The sequence below is a fragment of the Stenotrophomonas sp. 01N47 genome (assembly GCF_056399165.1).
The window spans coordinates 36,248-53,521 of sequence record NZ_JBFTQU010000007.1 but is presented as its reverse complement, the minus strand read 5'-3'; the positions used below and the strand labels follow the sequence as shown (position 1 = coordinate 53,521).

Sequence of the window (17,274 nt, the reverse complement as noted above, 5' to 3'; positions counted from 1 at the left end):
TCGGCGGCTACAGCGCCATCCGCTCGCGCAGCTCCCGTGCCTGCCGCCGCGACACCTCCACTTCACTGCCATCATCCAGTGCCAGATCGTAACCATCGCCAATGCTCGGCGTGACCGCGCGAATGCGCCGCAGGTTGACCAGCGTGTTGCGGTTGGCACGAAAGAAAAGGTCCGATGGCAAGCGTGCTTCCAACGCGCTCAGGCTGCGGGCCAGCAATGCGTTCTGGTCGCGGAACCACAGCCGCGTGTAGTTGCCGTCCACCACCAGCCGACGGATCTCGGCAATGGACACGAACCAGCAGCGCTCGCCTTCGCGCACGAACACCTGGTCCTGCGCACCCAGCGTGCCGTGCACTGTGGGAGGTTCGGTATCCAACGCCGCATGATGACGCGCACGCTCCAGCGCTTCCAGCAGTCGCGGTGCTTCCACCGGCTTCACCAGGTAATCCAGTGCATTGGCCCGGAACGCGCGCACTGCGTAGGTGTCGTAGGCAGTGACGAACACCACCGAGGGCACCCTTTCCAACCCGTCCAGTACATCGAAGCCGGTACCGGAGGGCATCTGCACATCCAGCAACACCAGGTCCGGCGCCAGCGTGGCGATCGCCTCGCGCGCAGCAGGCACATCGTCGGCCTCGCCCACGCACTGCACCCATGGCAGCGACGACAGCAGCGTTCGCAGCTCCTGCCGCGCCAGCCGTGCATCATCGACAATCAACACACGCAGCGCGGCCGTCATTGTGGAATCTCCAGCAGCGCCTGCATGCGGTCGCCGATCGGCTGCAGGGCGAAACGGCCGCGCGTGCCAAGCTGCGCGCGCAGGTAGGCCAGTCCCACACCATGCCCTTGCGCAGGTTCGCCGCCAGTGCAGAGCGGGTTGTCCACCTGGAGGCGCAGCAGGTCATCTTCCAGCGACGCGCGGATATGTACCTCGCCGCCGCCCGCGCGGCTGGCAATACCATGTTTTATCGCGTTCTCCACCAACAGCTGCAATGCCATCGCAGGCAGTTGTGCCTGCACAGCCTCTGCGGCTATCTCCCGCCGCACCTGCAGACGTTGTTCGAAGTGGATCGCCTCGATGGCCAGATAGTCGTCGACCACTTCCAGTTCCTCGGCCAGGGTCACCTGCTCGCTGCGATTGTGGGCCAATGCGTGGCGCAGCGTGCGCGACAGGCGGGTGACCATGTCGCGGGCACGCTCGGGGTCTTCCAGAATCAGCGCTCGCAGGTTGTTCAATGCGTTGAACATGAAATGCGGATTCAGCCGCGCACGTAACGCATCGCGCTCCAGGGCGCTGCGCTCCGCCTCCACGCGCAATCGCGCCAGCTCGCTGTGGCGCGCGCGGCGCAAGCCATGCAGGCCCGCCCACAACCCCGTCCACATCAAAAGGAACAGGGCGGTGTTCATCCAGTACAGCACGACCGACGACAGCTGATAGTCGGCACGCCCACCGGGCAACTGCACCCAGCCCAGGGCCAGCGCCGGCAACAGCAATGCCGCCGTCAGCCCCTGTGCAATGCTGGCGCCGACCACCACGCCAGCTGCCAGTTTCAGCACCAGTCTGCCCAGACTGCCATCCCACCAGCGCTGCCGCAGTGCGACCGAACGCAGCGCGCCGCTGCACAACCACAGGGACACGGCAATGCTGAGGGAGATCAACACCACGCCGCTGAACAGCGTACCGCCGCCGATACGCACCCCCAGCCACAGGCTGTACGTCGCATAGCCTGCCCACGCCAGCGCGTTGAGGATCCAGAAGCGGCGGGATGGCGTGGTAGCGTCCATGAGCAGCCTTGGCGGTGGAGGAAAGGGCATACGGCGGTCAGGGATGTGCGGCGAGGAAGCGGCGCACCTGCGCCTGCAGCCAACGCGGATCATCCCACATCAGGAAGTGGTAACCCTGTGCGCTCATCTCGATCTGCACACCCGGCAGCTTCGCGTACTGCGCCTGGAACTGCGCACGGGTACTGGCTTCCGTACCCCCCATCGACTGATAAGCGGCCCAGCTGCCCAGCACCAGGACCGGCGTGTGGATGCCGGCGATGTCATCACGCAGATCGCGCACCAGCATGGAGTACATCGCATCGGCCATGCTCGTGCGATCACTGTCGCGCCCCCAACGCTGCAGCTCCGGCAGATGCTGGGTGCTGCGGGTCAGGGCTTTGGCAGTCGCATCGTTGCGTGCATTGAAGCTGGCCTCATCGGCCGCCAGCAGGCCTTCACGCAGCTGCCCGGCCATCATCCCCACGTTATGCGCGGTGGCCTGCGGGTTCATCACCGCCGCATAGAACGGCAGCGAATCAACGATCACCAGCGGACCGATGGTATCGGGTGCCTTCAGTGCCAGTTGCATCGCCAGCACACCCCCCAGGCTGTGGCCGATCACGGCAACCTTCGACAGGTGCCGCGCCTGCAGATAGCCCAGTAGTTCGTCGCGCATTGCCGGCAGGAAATCCGCCGGGCGCGGATCGGCAGGCGCCGCACCGGCAAAACCCGGCAGTTGCACCAGATGGCACTGCACGTCCTTCAGGGCCAGGCAGGTCTCACGCCAGACCTCCGCACTGCTGTTAAGCCCGGGAATCATCAGCAAGGGACGGCCCTTGCCGAGCACCTCGACCTGCACTGTGCCTGGAACGGCGGCCTTGTCGACGGCGGTGGCATGGGCCGGGCCTGAGCCAAGCACGGCCATCGCCAAGCCGATCATCGCCAGCCTGGCCAAGGCCTTCATCGCGTACCAGAGTGCCTGGAAGATCTTCATCGTCTGCTCCTTCATCGCGTGGGTGGTGCCGGGATTGGGACCAGCCTGGCTTGGCTTCCGGTGCCCCGGTTGCGATTACGGAGCAACGGCCCCTCAGCGGGGCGAACGGTCGCCAGCACGGGACGGCCTGACCCTACACGTTCACCGCACATCCATCTTGATGAAGCGATATACTGATCCGAACCCGACGCCACCGCCCGTGCCATGACCGCCATCAGCTTCGAGTTCTATCCGCCCAAGACCGATGAACAGCGTAGCCAGCTGGACCGTGCCGCGGCCAAGCTCAAGGAGTACGCACCCGAGTACGTGTCGTGCACGTTCGGCGCCGGTGGCTCGACCCTCAGCTACACCTCCGAGACCGTGCGCCATCTCAACCAGCACCACGGCTTCGAGGCGGCCCCGCATCTGTCCTGCGTAGGTGGCACCCGCCAGGAGATCCGCGAGCTGCTCAAGCTGTACCGTGCCATCGGCTGCCGGCGCTTGGTCGCGCTGCGCGGCGACCTGCCGTCGGGCATGGGCTTCCCCGGCGACATGCGCTACGCCTCCGAACTGATCGCCTTCATCCGCGCCGAACACGGCGATGCCTTCCGCATCGAAGTGGGCGCGTATCCGGAAACGCATCCGCAGGCGCAGGACGCACTGCTCGACCTGAAGCACTTCAAGGCCAAGATCGACGCCGGTGCCGATGCGGCCATCACCCAGTACTTCTTCAATCCCGATGCCTACTTCCACTTCGTCGACGAAGTGCAGCGGCTCGGCGTGCAGGTGCCGATCACCCCGGGCATCATGCCGATCTCCAACTTCAGCCAGCTGCGCCGCTTCTCCGAACAGTGCGGTGCGGAAATTCCGCGCTGGATCAGCCGCAAGATGCAGGCCTACGGTGACGACGCCGAATCGGTCCGCGCGTTCGGTGCCGAGGTCGTGGCCAAGCTGTGCCAGCGCCTGGTCGAAGGCGGCGCCCCTGGCCTGCATTTCTACACGCTGAACCTGGCCAAGCCGACCGTCTCGGTTCTGAAGCTGCTGCGTGGCTGAAAAGTACGCTGCGTTATCGCAATCGGCGCTACGCTGCGTCGATGAAGGTCGTCCTGTCCCTGTTGCTGCTCCTGCTGCTGCCCGGCGTCTGCGCCGTTGCGCAGGCGCAGTCCACGCGCTTGAACCGATGCACCGATCCGCAGGGGCAAAGTGTCTATACCGACCGCCCCTGCGATAGCCTGGGTGCGCAGTCCCGGCGCCCGCCACCAACGCCTTCCGGCAATACCCTGCAACGCGACAGCCTCGGCAGCAGCTGTCCACGTCGTTTGAGCGAACTGGTGCAGGCCTTGAACACCGCGGTCAGCATCGGTGATGTGAACCGGCTCTCTTCGCTGTACCTGTGGGGCGCGGTGTCCGATGCCGGCGCGCAGCGCATTCTTGGCCAGCTGGAATCGGTGGTGCGACGACCGCTGGTGGACGTGGTGCCGGTGTATCCGCGGCAGGATGTCGATGAGGGCGCGGGCCCTGGCGCGCAGGAATTGGAATCGGATACGGCACCTGCACCGACTGCAAGGCGCCCGGTCGGGTTGCGGTTGGAGCAGACCCTGCCGGGCAGCGCGACGCGAGCGGCGACGGTGCTTGGGCTGCGGCGGCAATACGGGTGTTTCTGGATTACGTTGTGAGCGGGTCTGCTGAACCGCCATCCACGCATGGCGTGGATCTACTGGTCGCTGCGTGACGTGGGTCTGCTCATCCACGCATGGCGTGGATCTACTTGCTTGCGACCCTGTGTATGGCGCTACGCCGGCCACAGTCCGCGGATGGCGGCGATGCCCTGCCCGCCGTGACGGCGTGCCTCGGCCACATGCTGCGGTGTCATGCCGCCGAGCGCATAGATCGGCAGCGAGACCTGCGCGCGCAGCGCGGCGAAGGCCTCCCACCCCAACGGCACTGCATCGGGATGGCTCGCAGTGGCCTGCACCGGCCCCAGCACCGCGAAGTCGCAGCCCAGCCGCTGTGCGGCCAGCAGCTGTTCAAGGTCATGGCAGGAGGCCGCCACCAGCTGCCCGGCCGGCAGCGGGCGTTCCTGCAGCGACTGCAGCTGCTCGCTGCCCAGGTGCACGCCAACCCCCAGGGTGCGCGCCAGTTCGATATCGCGGTTGAGCAACCACTGCACACCGCGCCGATGCGCGCGCACGGCCTGCTCGATCACGCCCTGACGCTGCGGATGCTCGGCGGGCAGGCGCAGCTGGATGCGTTGCTGCCCCGAAGCCACCGCCTGCTGCAGCTGGCCGTGCCAACGCTGCAGGCCGCCCTCATCGATGTCCGGCACAGGGGTGATCAGGTAGCAGTCCGGCTGGCGCAGTGCGGCCACCACCGGCAGGTCGGCCGGCGGCATTGAATAACGGGCCAGCTTGTCCGGCGTCACCCAGGTGATGGCCTGGCCCTCGCGTCCACGCGGGGCGCCCTTCCAACTGCGCACGTGGCGCACTTCCAGGGTCAGGTCCTTGTCCGGGTAGCGCTGCGGCACGTCCATGATCCACTCGCCCACCTCGGCCTCGATGCCCAGCTCCTCGCGCAGCTCGCGCACCAGCGCCTGTTCGGAGGTCTCACCGGGCTCGCGCTTGCCGCCCGGGAATTCCCAGAGGCCGGCCATGTCGCGGCTTTCGGTGCGGCGGTTGAGCAGGATACGACCGCGGGCGTCAGTGATGACGGCGGCAACGACGTGGATCGATCGTTTCGGGGAAGGCATGGGGGGAGCATGCCGAAAACCGGGGCACCGGCGCAATCGCCGAACGCTTCAAGGCCCAGAACAGGAAAGCCCCGCTTTCGCGGGGCTCTCCGGGGGGTCAGCTCAGCTGGCCGTGGCAGTGCTTGTACTTCTTGCCGCTGCCGCACGGGCACGGATCGTTGCGACCGATCTTGGGCTCGTCACGCTGCAGCTGCGCCACGCCCTGCTGGGCGGCCTCCACCTGCGCCGCCTCTTCGTCGGCACCGTAGCCGCCAGCGTCCTGGTGCTGGAACTGCGACTGGCTCAGGCGGGCCTCCACCTGCTGGCGCTCGGCTGCTTCCAGTGCCTGCACTTCCTCGTCGCTGCGGATGCGCACGCGGGCCAGCAGGGTCACCACTTCGCGCTTGACGTTCTCCAGCATGTCCGAGAACAGCTCGAAGGCTTCCTTCTTGTATTCCTGCTTCGGCTGCTTCTGCGCATAACCGCGCAGGTAGATGCCCTGGCGCAGGTAATCCATGCGCGCCAGGTGTTCCTTCCAGCTCTGGTCGAGCACGGTCAGCATCACGTGCTTCTCCAGTGCGCGCATGGTCTCTTCGCCCACACCCGCTTCCTTCTCGGCGAAGTGCTGGTTGATGCGTTCCTGCACCTTGGCGGTGATGCCTTCGGCGTCCAGTTCCTCGTGCGACTTGACCAGATCGGTCAGCGACATGTCCACGCCGAAGTCCGACTGCAGGGTGGCTTCCAGGCCACGCAGGTCCCACTGCTCGTCCACCGAGTTCGGCGGCACGAAGCGGGCGACGATGTCGAAGATCACGTCGTCGCGGATGCCATCGACGTTGTCCTTCACCGACTCGGCGTCCAGCAGTTCGTCGCGCTGGGCGTAGATCACCTTGCGCTGGTCGTTGTTGACGTCGTCAAAATCCAGCAGGTTCTTTCGGATGTCGAAGTTGTGGGCCTCGACCTTGCGCTGTGCCTTTTCAATCTGGCGGCTGACAAGGCGGTCCTCGATGACGTCGTCTTCCTTCATGCCCATCATGCGCATGGCCTTCTGCACCCAGTCGGAGGCGAAGATGCGCATCAGGTTGTCTTCCAGCGACAGGTAGAAACGGGACGAACCCGGATCACCCTGGCGGCCCGAACGGCCACGCAGCTGGTTGTCGATACGACGCGATTCGTGGCGCTCGGTGCCGACGATGTGCAGGCCGCCCGCAGCCTTGACCGCGTCATGGCGCTTCTGCCACTCGGCCTTGATCGCGGCCTTCTGCTCGTCGGTCGCGCCTTCGCCCAGCTCGTGGATTTCCGCTTCCAGCGAACCACCCAGCACGATGTCGGTACCACGACCGGCCATGTTGGTGGCGATGGTCACGGCAGCCGGACGACCGGCGTTGGCAACGATGGTCGCTTCGCGGTCGTGCTGCTTGGCGTTGAGCACTTCGTGCTTCACACCCGCCTTGCGCAGGTGCTCGGACAGCATTTCCGAGGTTTCGATCGAGGTGGTACCCACCAGCACCGGCTGCCCACGCTTGGCGCACTCTTCGATGTCGGCCAGCACCGCATTGAACTTGCCCTTGCGGTTGAGGAACACCTGGTCCGGGCTGTCCTTGCGGATGGTCGGGCGGTTGGTCGGGATCACCACCACTTCCAGGCCATAGATGCTCTGGAATTCGAACGCTTCGGTATCGGCCGTACCGGTCATGCCGGACAGCTTCTTGTACATGCGGAACAGGTTCTGGAAGGTGATGCTGGCCAGCGTCTGGTTCTCGCGCTGAACCGGCACGCCTTCCTTCGCTTCCACCGCCTGGTGCAGGCCATCGGACCAGCGGCGGCCGGCCAGGGTACGGCCGGTGAATTCGTCGACGATGACCACTTCGCCATCGCGCACGATGTAGTCCACATCACGCTGGTAGATGGCGTGCGCGCGCAGGGCGGCGTTGAGGTGGTGGACCACGGTCAGGTTCTGCGCCGCGTACAGGCCTTCGGTCTCGGCATCGAGGATGCCCGCTTCCACCAGCAGCTGTTCGGCGTGCTCCATGCCCGCTTCGGACAGGTGCACCTGCTTGCCCTTCTCATCGACCCAGAAGTCGCCTTCGCCGTCTTCCGCTTCCTGCTTGACCAGGTTCGGCACGATGCGGTTGACGCGGATGTACAGCTCCGGGGAATCGTCGGCCGGGCCGGAGATGATCAGCGGGGTACGCGCTTCGTCGATCAGGATGGAGTCGACTTCGTCGACGATGGCGTAGTGCAGGCCGCGCTGGTAGCGGTCAGCCTTGGACAGCGCCATGTTGTCGCGCAGGTAGTCGAAACCGAATTCGTTGTTGGTGCCGTAGGTGATGTCCGAACCATAGGCTTCACGCTTGTCGCTGTGCGGCATGCCCGGGTAGACCACGCCCACGCTCAGGCCCAGCCAGTTGTACAGCTTGCCCATCTGCGCGGCATCGCGGCGGGCCAGATAGTCGTTCACGGTGACCACGTGCACGCCCTTGCCTTCCAGCGCGTTGAGGTACACCGGCAGGGTCGCCACCAGGGTCTTGCCTTCACCGGTGCGCATTTCTGCGATCTTGCCCAGGTGAAGCACCATGCCGCCGATCAGCTGCACGTCGTAGTGGCGCATGCCCAGCACGCGGCGACCGGCCTCGCGGCAGACCGCGAACGCTTCCGGCAACACCTTGTCCAGGGCTTCACCACCGGCGATGCGCTGCTTGAACTCCGGCGTCTTGGCCTGCAGCTGCTCGTCGGAAAGCTTCTCGATCTCCGGCTCCAGCGCATTGATCTTGGCGACGATGCGGTTGAGCTGGCGCAGCTGTCGTTCATTACGACTGCCAAATACGCGGGTAAGCAGGCTGTTGATCATTGAGGGAACCGGGTTGGATGGAAATGCCGCACGGCTCCGGGAAGGATCCGTCCGCCGCAAACGAATCAGGGCGCTTGGCGCCCTGTCGATGGCAACACCCATTGTAGCTTGGGATGGGCCGCTGGGGTTTCAACCCTGTGGCGGCATTGGCATCCGAACATTCCGGTAGTGCCGGCCGCTGGCCGGGTACGCGTCAGCGCATGCGCGCTGGCGCTCCCACGCTCCGCTGCGCGGACCGCGGGCCCCGCTTACCTGGCCTCCACACCCCCGCGCCTACGGCGCTGCCCCCGTACTCCGGGGGCGGTAGTGCCGGCCGCCGGCCGGCAAGCCAAAGCGGGATCAACCGCGGGTGATGCGCCCGACCGGGGTATTGCCGCCATCGCCGAGGAACTTGCGCGGGTTGACCACGTTGCCGTTCTCCCACACCTCGAAGTGCACGTGGGCGCCGGTCGAACGACCCGTGGAACCGGCCTTGGCCACTTCCTGGCCGGCACGGACGAGGTCGCCGACCTTCACCACCAGGCGCGAATTGTGCGCGTAGCGGGTGACGTAGCCATTGCCGTGGTCCACGTCGACCACGTTGCCGTAGCCGCCCTTGACCCCGGAGAAGCTGACCACGCCGTCGGCCACCGACATCACCGGGTCACCGACGCGGGCGTGGAAGTCCATGCCCTTGTGGGTGGCGGCACCGCGACCGAACGGGTCGGCACGGGTACCGAAGCCGGAGGTGACGTAGCTGTTGCGGATCGGCATGCGCGAGGGCACGGCGTTCTGCTGCAGCTGGTGGTCGAACATCAGCGATTCCATCACCGACAACTGGCGGCCTGAAGCAGCGAAGCGCTGCTCCAGCACCTGTAAGTCGGCGTTGACGTCCTTCACCGGAATGTCGGCGGTCGGGCCGCCGGCATCGCCGTCACCGAGGCCGGGGGTCTCGTTGAAGTCGAATTCGCCGTCTTCCAGCTTGCCCATCTGGGTCAGTCGCTCGCCCAGGGCGTTCAGGCGGGTGGCCTGTGCCTGCAGCTCGCCGAGGCGGGCGGCCAGCGCGTTGACCTGGGTCTGCGCATCGCGCTGGACCTTGGCCAGCTCGGCCTCCTGGCGGTCGACCTTGGCCTGCAGGCGCGAATCATTGAGCGCGCTGGCACCAATGCCGCCGGCAAGGCCGATAATGCAACCTGCGCCGAGCACGCTGCCCAGCAGGGCTCGGGGGCGGTCCTCGAAGTAGAACCGCAAACGCGTGAGCGCCGATTTGGCCTGTCCTTCACGCGTTTTGATTACGATCTTTTTAAATGCCATCAGTGAGTTTTCATGTCTGAGCCGAAATCCAGCGTTCGTCCCGCATCCAGACCGAAACCGGCCCTGGATGTAGTGATGGCGGACAAAAGCGGGAACCCGCTGCGGCGTGCCATGTGGCTCGACGCGCTGGACCGTCAGTTGCGCCCCCAGTTGCCGCCACCTCTGCGCAGCCGTTGCCGGCTGGCCAATGTGGACGGGGAACACCTCGTTTTTCTCGTCGAGTCCCCGGTCTGGCATGCCAAGTTGCGGCTTGCCGAAGCCCAGTTGCTCGACGCGGCCCGGTCCATCGGGCTGAAGGCCACCAAGGTGACCGTCAAGACTGCGTCTCCCACTCCCACGCGCTCCCCAGCGCTCGACAACCGGAATGGACCCCACGCAGTTTCAGCCGCCACGCACAAAGGGCTACGCGACGCCTTGGCAGCTCTGCAGGACCTTCCTTCGAAACCGAAGCGGGAAACCTGAAAGCAGCGGAGCGTCCTGCTCCACTCCCCGTCGCGCGTGTCACCGCAGCGTGAAACATTTCGGGGGCCGGATCGCATCCTAGCTGGCCCCGGGGGGCCAGTCGTTAGATTGTTGTTAAAACAACGTTAAATTCAGGCTTCCGATCCAACAGGTTCACAAAACCGTGACCTCGGCCCGGCCGTCGCGTCACCGACTGCGCCAGCGCCTCAAGGGATACCGGAAACGCAAACGCCGCCCTGGGAGGCGGCGTTTTTGTCTTTAAAATCAATACCCTGTGGAATCAAGCATAGGCCGGCGTGGCATACACCACGGGGTCCGCAACCGCCGGCGAGTCGTAAGTGACCCATTCCCAGGCGGTAGCATCGGCCATCAATGCCCGTACCAGCTTGTTGTTGAGCGCGTGACCGGACTTGAAGCCCTCGTAGGCACCCAACACCTGGCCGCCGGCCAGATAAAGGTCGCCGATCGCGTCGAGGATCTTGTGGCGCACGAATTCGTCGGCGTAGCGCAGGCCGTCTTCGTTGAGCACGCGGAACTCATCGAGCACGATGGCGTTGTCCATCGAACCGCCCAGGCCGAGGTTGCGCTCGCGCATGTATTCCAGGTCGCGCATGAACCCGAAGGTGCGCGCACGGGAAATTTCCTTGGTGTAGGCCATCGTCGAGAACTCGATTTCCTGGCGCGACTGCTTGGCCGGGATCATCGGGTGGTCGAACTGGATGGTGAAGCCCAGCTTGTAACCCTCGTAGGGCGTGAAGCGGGCCATCTTGTCGCCCTCGGTCACTTCCACGGTCTTCAGTACGCGGATGAAGCGCTTGGGCGCGTCCTGTTCCACGATGCCTGCCGACTGCAGCAGAAACACGAACGGGCCGGACGAACCGTCCATGATCGGCAGCTCGGCCGAGGACAGTTCGACGATGATGTTGTCCACACCCAGGCCGGCCAGGGCCGACATCAGGTGTTCGACGGTCTGGATCTTGGCGTCGTTGCAGGTCAGGCCGGTGCACAGCGTCACTTCGGTGACCAGCTCAGCCTTCGCAGGCACTTCCACCACCGGGTCCAGGTCCACGCGCCGGAACACGATGCCATGGTTGACCGGCGCCGGGCGCAGGGTCATGTAGACCTTGTCGCCGCTGTGCAGGCCTACGCCGGTGGCGCGGATCGTGTTCTTGAGGGTGCGTTGCTGGATCATGGGGGGACGGCCGGAAGTGACACATTAGATTAACACGCAGGGTCCCCTACCCCGGCTGAAACGCCGGCAGGACACACCGGCGCGCCGGTAGGACGCGCGTGAAGCAGGGCGGCCGGGCCCATCCTGGCCCGGCGCCCGCGTTTTCAGGACATGGTGGCGCAACCCGGGGGGGACAAGCCCCGGGCAGCGTCGATCAGTCCGCCTGGCGGCGCAGGAACGCCGGGATGTCCAGGTAGTCGTTCGGCAGCTCCGCCGCGGCCGGGGCCGAGGAGGCCGGAGCCGACGGGGTGGAAGCTGCCACGCTGTCGCTGCTGGCCCGACGCAGGCCCAGGCCCATGCCGCCGACGGCCTTGGACACGGCATCGCCGCCGTTGTCGAACTCGCCGAACTCCGGCTGGCCGGTGGTGGCGTTGCGGACCAGCTTGATCGGTGCACGCTCACCCGGACGCTGGGTCTTGCTGGCTGAGACGCGGTTCAGGCCCGTGGCGACCACGGTCACGCGCACTTCGTCCTGCATGTCCGGATCGAGCACGGTACCCACCACCACGGTCGCGTCTTCCGAAGCGAAGCCGTCGATGGTGCGGCCGATCTCGTCGAACTCGGCCATGGTGAAGTCGGCACCGGCGGTGATGTTGACCAGGATGCCGTTGGCGCCAGCCAGGTTCACATCGTCCAGCAGCGGGTTCTGGATGGCCGACTCGGCCGCGGCCTGCGCGCGGTCATCGCCGCGGGCGGTACCGGTACCCATCATCGCCAGGCCCATTTCGGACATGACGGTGCGCACGTCGGCGAAGTCGACGTTGATCAGGCCCGGACGCACGATCAGGTCGGCGATGCCCTGCACGGCGCCCTGCAGCACGTCGTTGGCGGCACGGAAGGCCTGGATCATGGTCGCGTTGCGACCCAGCACGGTGATCAGCTTCTCGTTGGGGATGGTGATCAGCGAGTCGCAGTGCTGGCTCAGTTCTTCAATGCCCTTCAGCGCGACCTGCATGCGGCGGCGGCCTTCGAACGGGAACGGCTTGGTGACCACGGCCACGGTCAGGATGCCCATTTCCTTGGCCAGCTGTGCCACCACCGGCGCAGCGCCGGTACCGGTGCCACCGCCCATGCCAGCGGTGATGAACACCATGTCCGCGCCCTGCAGCGCGTCCATGATGCGCTCACGGTCTTCCAGCGCAGCCTGGCGGCCGACTTCCGGATTCGCGCCTGCGCCCAGGCCCTTGGTGACATTGGTACCCAGCTGCAGCTGCAGCTTGGCACCGCAATTCTTGATGGCCTGCGAGTCGGTGTTGGCGGTGATGAATTCCACGCCATCCACTGCCGAGTTGACCATGTGCGCCACGGCATTGCCGCCGCCGCCGCCCACGCCAACCACCTTGATCACCGCATTGGGTGCCATCTTTTCGATCAGTTCAAAATGCGCCATGTCCGTGTCCTCGTTGTATCCGCTTTCGATTGCATGGGCGTTCGGGCGTCCTGCCTTCGTGCTGCATGCCGTCGTTGCGGCTGTGTGGGTTATGTGTTGCCGGTGTTGCGTCGTGTTGCCGGTGTTGCAACCGGGCGAGCCCGGGTCGTGCAGGTCCCGCGTCAGAATTCGCCGCGGAACCAGGTCTTGAGTTTCTTGAACATGCTTCCAGCGCGACCGGTCGGCAGCGACGGCCGGCGCGGATGCTCGATCTGGCTGCCCATCAGCAGCAGGCCCACGCCGGTGGCATGCACCGGGTTGCCCACCACTTCGCCCAGCCCGGTAACGTGCTGCGGGATGCCCACGCGTACCGGCATCTGCAGCATTTCCTCGGCCAGTTCGACCACGCCTTCCATCTTCGAGGCACCGCCGGTCAGCACCATGCCGGCGCGTACCAGTTCCTCGAAGCCGGAGCGGCGCAGTTCGGCCTGCACCATTTCGAAGATCTCTTCGTAGCGGCCCTGCACTGCCTGCGCCAGCGCGTGGCGCGGCATGCGGCGCGGCGGACGATCACCGACCGACGGCACCTGGATGCTTTCCTCGGCGGTGGCCAGCTGGGCAAGGGCGCATGCATAGCGCACCTTGATCTGCTCGGCTTCCGGGGTCGGCGTGCGCAGCATGTGCGCGATGTCGTTGGTCACGTGGTCGCCGGCGATCGGCAGCGAGGCGGTGTGGCAGATCGCGCCCTGCACGAACACTGCGATGTCGGTGGTACCGGCGCCCATGTCGACCAGCACCACGCCCAGCTCGCGCTCGTCGGCGGTCAGCACCGCCACGCTGGATGCCAGCGAGGACAGCACCAGGTCGTCCACCTGCAGACCGCAGCGCTGCACGCACTTGCTGATGTTGGCCGCGGCCGACTGCGCGCACACCACCAGGTGCGCATGCACCTCCAGGCGCACGCCGGTCATGCCGACGGGGTTGCGGATGCCTTCCTGCGAATCGTCCAGCACGTACTCGCGCGGGATCGCATGCAGGATCTTCTGGTCGGCCGGAATCGCCACTGCCTTGGCCGCATCGAGCACGCGATCCAGGTCGCCCCAGGTCACTTCACCGTCGCGGATCGGCACGATGCCGGGCGAGTTCTTGCACTGCACGTGGTTGCCGGAGATGGAGGCATACACCGAGCGGATCTCGCAGCCGGCCATCAGCTCGGCTTCTTCGACCGCGCGCTGGATCGATTGCACGGTCGATTCGATATCCACCACCACGCCGCGCTTGAGGCCGCGCGACTCGTGCGAGCCGATGCCGATCACTTCGATCGGGTTGCCCGGCGAATACTCGCCCACCAGCGCCACCACCTTGGAGGTGCCGATATCCAGGCCGACGATCAGCGATTTGTCACCCTTGCGATTCATGTTCTTTCCTGCGTCCTTCTTGCCGGGGTGCCCGGTGCATTGGCCGGGGCGGCCGGAGTGCCCCAGCTCAGCGTGAAACCATTGGTATATCGGAGGTCGGCGCGCTCGATCGGCGCAGCCTGGTTGGCCAGCTGCGGCAGCACGCGCACGAAGCGCTGCAGGCGCGAACGCGCGTCGTCGCGGCCGACCACCACTTCAGTGCCGTTGCTCAGCAACAGCGACCAGCTGCCGCGGGCGTCCATGGTCAGCCGGCGTACGTCGACGCCAGCCGGCGCGAACAGCGCGCGCGAATCGTTGTAGAGCTTGACCACTTCCTCGGTCTGGCTGTCCGGGCCATCCAGCTCGGGTAGCTGCAGGTCGGCCAGCTTCTTCGGCGTGGGGAACAGCTTGCCCTGCTCGGACAGCAGGCGATCTTCGCCCCAGCGCGCGAACGGCTTGTGCTCGACCAGCGTCACTTCCAGCACGTCCGGCCACTGCTTGCGCACCTGCGCGCTTTCCACCCACGGCAGCTTTTCGAGTGCGTCCTGCGCGTCCTGCAGCTTCACCGCGAAGAAGCCGGCATGTGCATACGGCAGCAGCACCTGCTGCAGCTGTTCCGGCGGCACCCGCTTGAACTCACCGTGCACGCGCAGCTTCGCCAGCGGCCAGCGCTCGGCGCCGACCCAGCCATTGACCACGGCCACCACCGGCAGTGCAACCACCGACAGTGCCAACAGCCAGACAAAGATGCGCAGCACCGCGTTCATGCGTGCGATGCCTCCAGGGTCTGTTCGAGCACGCGCCACACCAGCTCTTCGAAGCTGATGCCGGCCTGCCCGGCCGCCTTGGGCACCAGCGAATGGCTGGTCATGCCCGGCGCGGTGTTCACTTCCAGCAGGAAGAAGCGGCCGCTGGCGCGGTCACGCATCACATCCACGCGACCCCAGCCACGGCAACCGGCCGCGCGGAAGGCAGCCAGCGCGATGCGGCGGATCTCTTCTTCGTCATCGCCATCCAGGCCCGGGCACAGGTACTGGGTGTCTTCGGCGATGTACTTGGCGTTGTAGTCGTACCACTGGCCCTTGGGCACGATGCGGATCGACGGCAGCGCCACGTCACCCAGGATGGCCACGGTCAGTTCGTCACCGACCACCATCTGTTCCATCAGCAGCTGGCCGTCGTAGCGCGCGGCCAGGGCCACCGCTTCGTCCAGGCCGGCGTCGTCGGTGACCCGGCTGATGCCCACGCTGGAGCCTTCATTGGCAGGCTTGACCACTACCGGCAGGCCGAGTTCGGCCGCCAGCGCGTGGACATTCTTTTCGGCCGCTCCCGGCATCCTGCCTCCCGCGGCACTCGTACCTCCGTGTACTTCGCGGTACTGCGGGGTCGGCAGGCCCAGCGACAGCCACACCTGCTTGGTGCGGATCTTGTCCATGCTCAAGGCCGAGCCCAGCACGTTGGAGCCGGTGTACGGCACGCCGAAGGCGTCCATCAGGCCCTGCACGATGCCGTCCTCACCACCACCGTTGTGGCCGTGCAGGATGTTGAACACGCGATCGATGCCGCCGGCTGCCAGCGCCTTGGCCAGCGCCGGAATGCCATCGATGGCGACCGCATCGACGCCGCGCGACTGCAGGGCTTCGAGCACGTTGCGGCCCGAATCCAGCGACACTTCGCGTTCGCTGGAGCTGCCACCGAGCAGCACCGCGACGCGGCCGAACACGGCCGGGTCGGTGTTGCGCAGCGGCGGGAAGGTCAGCGTGCTCACGCCTCGCCCTCCGCCTTGAAGCCTTCCACTGCAATGTGGCTGGCGACGGCGCCGATGTCACCGGCACCCATCATCAGCAGCAGATCACCGTCCTGCAGCACGTCCGGCAGCACGGTTGCCAGCTCGGACGCCTTGCCAACCACCACCGGTTCGCTGCGGCCACGCGCACGGATGGCGCGGGCCAGCGCGTGCGAATCGGCACCGGCGATCGGCTCTTCACCGGCCGGATAGACCTCGCTCAGCACCAGCGCATCGACGCTCGACAGCACGGCGGCGAACTTGTCGAACTGATCGCGGGTACGGCTGTAACGGTGCGGCTGGAAGGCCACCACCAGGCGCTTGTCGGCCCAGCCGCCGCGCGCGGCAGCGAACACGGCTTCCAGCTCGCTCGGATGGTGACCGTAGTCGTCGATGATGCGGACCTTGGCACCGTTGGCGGTGGTCACTTCGCCCAGATCGTTGAAGCGGCGACCGACGCCAGCAAAGCTGGCCAGCGCACGCGCGATCGTGTCCGGAGACACACCCAGCTGCCAACCCACCGCCGCAGCGGCCAGCGCATTGAGCACGTTGTGCTTGCCCGGCAGCGCCAGCACCACTTCCTGGCTGGTGCCCTGCGGCAGGCGCAGGGTGAAGCGCATGCGCGAACCTTCCTGCACCACGTTCTCGGCGCGCACGTCGGCATGCGGGCTCATGCCGTAGCTCATCACGTGGCGCGGGGTCTTGGCGGCCAGTGCGGCCACTTCCGGATCGTCGATGCACAGCACCGCCAGGCCGTAGAACGGCAGGCGCTGCAGGAACTCGGCGAACGCCGCCTGCACGCGGGCGAAATCGTTGCCGTAGTTCTCCAGATGATCGGAATCGATGTTGGTGATGATCGACATCAACGGATTCAGGCGCAGGAAGCTGCCGTCGCTCTCGTCGGCCTCGGCCACCAGCCACTGGCCACCACCGAGCTTGGCGTTGGCACCGGCCGCCAGCAGCTGGCCACCGATCACGAAGGTCGGGTCCAGCCCACCCTCGCTCAGCACCGCAGCGGTCAGGCTGGTGGTGGTGGTCTTGCCGTGGGTGCCGGCCACGGCGATGCCGCGGCGGAAGCGCATCAGTTCGGCCAGCATCGCCGCGCGCGGCATGATCGGAATGCGCTGACTGCGCGCTTCCATCAGCTCCGGGTTGTCTTCGCGGATCGCGCTGGAGACCACCACGCAGTCGGTGCCCAGCACGTTGGCGGCCGAGTGGCCGCGCATGATGCGCGCGCCCAGGCCGGCCAAGCGGCGGGTCGCGACGTTGTCGGCATTGTCCGAACCGGACACTTCGTAGCCCAGCGTCAGCATCACTTCGGCGATGCCGCTCATGCCGGTGCCGCCGATGCCGACGAAATGCACGCGCGGGAACGCGCGCACCAGATCGTTGGTGTCATGCAGGCGGCGGATCATGCGCGGCC

At 66.2% G+C, this 17,274-nt stretch carries 14 protein-coding genes and 1 pseudogene; 3 read left to right on the top strand and 12 right to left on the bottom strand.

The window, feature by feature from the left end:
* Window positions 1-7 precede the first annotated feature (7 nt).
* From AC1DKR_RS14835 to AC1DKR_RS14825, 3 genes are read right to left on the bottom strand one after another with little or no spacing between them, the layout of a single operon-like run.
* The gene (locus AC1DKR_RS14835) at window positions 8-739 is read right to left on the bottom strand and encodes a LytR/AlgR family response regulator transcription factor (RefSeq protein ID WP_223494245.1); all 732 of its coding nucleotides are present in this window, start codon (window positions 737-739) and stop codon (window positions 8-10) included.
* The gene (locus tag AC1DKR_RS14830) at window positions 736-1,785 is read right to left on the bottom strand and encodes a sensor histidine kinase (RefSeq protein ID WP_312785789.1); all 1,050 of its coding nucleotides are present in this window, start codon (window positions 1,783-1,785) and stop codon (window positions 736-738) included. Before AC1DKR_RS14830 ends, AC1DKR_RS14835 begins: the two co-directional genes overlap by 4 nt.
* Window positions 1,786-1,822: 37 nt before the next feature.
* Complete coding sequence (locus AC1DKR_RS14825; RefSeq protein ID WP_478033343.1) at window positions 1,823-2,758, bottom strand: alpha/beta fold hydrolase; 936 nt, start codon at window positions 2,756-2,758, stop codon at window positions 1,823-1,825.
* Between the two features lie 204 nt (window positions 2,759-2,962).
* On the opposite strand from AC1DKR_RS14825, the gene metF reads away from it, so the two are divergent.
* Complete coding sequence (metF, locus tag AC1DKR_RS14820) at window positions 2,963-3,790, top strand: methylenetetrahydrofolate reductase [NAD(P)H] (RefSeq protein ID WP_478033342.1); 828 nt, start codon at window positions 2,963-2,965, stop codon at window positions 3,788-3,790.
* 41 nt (window positions 3,791-3,831) lie between these two features.
* The gene (locus AC1DKR_RS14815) at window positions 3,832-4,413 is read left to right on the top strand and encodes a DUF4124 domain-containing protein (protein ID WP_478033341.1); all 582 of its coding nucleotides are present in this window, start codon (window positions 3,832-3,834) and stop codon (window positions 4,411-4,413) included.
* Between the two features lie 116 nt (window positions 4,414-4,529).
* Here the strand turns inward: AC1DKR_RS14815 and AC1DKR_RS14810 are convergent, their stop codons facing one another.
* From AC1DKR_RS14810 to AC1DKR_RS14800, 3 genes are all read right to left on the bottom strand, one after another.
* Window positions 4,530-5,483 (bottom strand): Nudix family hydrolase, encoded by a 954-nt coding sequence (locus AC1DKR_RS14810; RefSeq protein ID WP_478033340.1) that lies wholly within the window; start codon window positions 5,481-5,483, stop codon window positions 4,530-4,532.
* 97 nt (window positions 5,484-5,580) lie between these two features.
* Entirely contained in the window at window positions 5,581-8,313 is a 2,733-nt protein-coding gene (secA, locus tag AC1DKR_RS14805; RefSeq protein ID WP_025876568.1) for a preprotein translocase subunit SecA, read from the bottom strand.
* Between the two features lie 339 nt (window positions 8,314-8,652).
* Window positions 8,653-9,606 carry a M23 family metallopeptidase gene (locus AC1DKR_RS14800; protein WP_108267187.1) on the bottom strand — a complete coding sequence of 318 codons (954 nt, stop codon included), beginning with the start codon at window positions 9,604-9,606 and terminating at the stop codon, window positions 8,653-8,655.
* Window positions 9,607-9,618: 12 nt separating this feature from the next.
* Here AC1DKR_RS14800 and AC1DKR_RS14795 point away from each other — a divergent pair, with 12 nt between their 5' ends.
* Complete coding sequence (locus AC1DKR_RS14795) at window positions 9,619-10,068, top strand: DciA family protein (protein WP_230110841.1); 450 nt, start codon at window positions 9,619-9,621, stop codon at window positions 10,066-10,068.
* Between the two features lie 280 nt (window positions 10,069-10,348).
* Here the strand turns inward: AC1DKR_RS14795 and lpxC are convergent, their stop codons facing one another.
* From lpxC to murC, 6 genes and pseudogenes are all read right to left on the bottom strand, one after another.
* Window positions 10,349-11,260 (bottom strand): UDP-3-O-acyl-N-acetylglucosamine deacetylase, encoded by a 912-nt coding sequence (gene lpxC, locus AC1DKR_RS14790; protein WP_223494239.1) that lies wholly within the window; start codon window positions 11,258-11,260, stop codon window positions 10,349-10,351.
* Window positions 11,261-11,453: 193 nt separating this feature from the next.
* Window positions 11,454-12,689, bottom strand: coding sequence for a cell division protein FtsZ (gene ftsZ / locus AC1DKR_RS14785; RefSeq protein ID WP_025876577.1), 1,236 nt, complete (start codon window positions 12,687-12,689; stop codon window positions 11,454-11,456).
* A 161-nt stretch (window positions 12,690-12,850) separates the two neighbouring features.
* Window positions 12,851-14,086 (bottom strand): cell division protein FtsA, encoded by a 1,236-nt coding sequence (gene ftsA, locus AC1DKR_RS14780; protein ID WP_025876580.1) that lies wholly within the window; start codon window positions 14,084-14,086, stop codon window positions 12,851-12,853.
* A gap of 68 nt (window positions 14,087-14,154) precedes the next feature.
* Window positions 14,155-14,832: pseudogene (locus tag AC1DKR_RS14775) on the bottom strand (cell division protein FtsQ/DivIB); the annotation flags it as partial.
* Entirely contained in the window at window positions 14,829-15,833 is a 1,005-nt protein-coding gene (locus tag AC1DKR_RS14770; RefSeq protein WP_478033339.1) for a D-alanine--D-alanine ligase, read from the bottom strand. The gene AC1DKR_RS14770 and the pseudogene AC1DKR_RS14775, both read right to left, overlap by 4 nt.
* Window positions 15,830-17,266 carry a UDP-N-acetylmuramate--L-alanine ligase gene (gene murC, locus AC1DKR_RS14765; protein ID WP_478033338.1) on the bottom strand — a complete coding sequence of 479 codons (1,437 nt, stop codon included), beginning with the start codon at window positions 17,264-17,266 and terminating at the stop codon, window positions 15,830-15,832. Before murC ends, AC1DKR_RS14770 begins: the two co-directional genes overlap by 4 nt.
* Window positions 17,267-17,274 lie beyond the last annotated feature (8 nt).

What these genes read in the sequence shown, in the direction of transcription:
- murC (WP_478033338.1), bottom strand. Translation starts at nt 17,266, where the DNA reads ATGATCCGCCGCCTGCATGACACCAACGATCTGGTGCGCGCGTTCCCG.
- AC1DKR_RS14795 (WP_230110841.1), top strand. Translation starts at nt 9,619, where the DNA reads ATGTCTGAGCCGAAATCCAGCGTTCGTCCCGCATCCAGACCGAAACCG.
- secA (WP_025876568.1), bottom strand. Translation starts at nt 8,313, where the DNA reads ATGATCAACAGCCTGCTTACCCGCGTATTTGGCAGTCGTAATGAACGA.
- AC1DKR_RS14835 (WP_223494245.1), bottom strand. Translation starts at nt 739, where the DNA reads ATGACGGCCGCGCTGCGTGTGTTGATTGTCGATGATGCACGGCTGGCG.
- AC1DKR_RS14800 (WP_108267187.1), bottom strand. Translation starts at nt 9,606, where the DNA reads ATGGCATTTAAAAAGATCGTAATCAAAACGCGTGAAGGACAGGCCAAA.
- metF (WP_478033342.1), top strand. Translation starts at nt 2,963, where the DNA reads ATGACCGCCATCAGCTTCGAGTTCTATCCGCCCAAGACCGATGAACAG.
- lpxC (WP_223494239.1), bottom strand. Translation starts at nt 11,260, where the DNA reads ATGATCCAGCAACGCACCCTCAAGAACACGATCCGCGCCACCGGCGTA.
- ftsZ (WP_025876577.1), bottom strand. Translation starts at nt 12,689, where the DNA reads ATGGCGCATTTTGAACTGATCGAAAAGATGGCACCCAATGCGGTGATC.
- AC1DKR_RS14825 (WP_478033343.1), bottom strand. Translation starts at nt 2,758, where the DNA reads ATGAAGATCTTCCAGGCACTCTGGTACGCGATGAAGGCCTTGGCCAGG.
- AC1DKR_RS14815 (WP_478033341.1), top strand. Translation starts at nt 3,832, where the DNA reads ATGAAGGTCGTCCTGTCCCTGTTGCTGCTCCTGCTGCTGCCCGGCGTC.
- AC1DKR_RS14810 (WP_478033340.1), bottom strand. Translation starts at nt 5,483, where the DNA reads ATGCCTTCCCCGAAACGATCGATCCACGTCGTTGCCGCCGTCATCACT.
- ftsA (WP_025876580.1), bottom strand. Translation starts at nt 14,086, where the DNA reads ATGAATCGCAAGGGTGACAAATCGCTGATCGTCGGCCTGGATATCGGC.
- AC1DKR_RS14830 (WP_312785789.1), bottom strand. Translation starts at nt 1,785, where the DNA reads ATGGACGCTACCACGCCATCCCGCCGCTTCTGGATCCTCAACGCGCTG.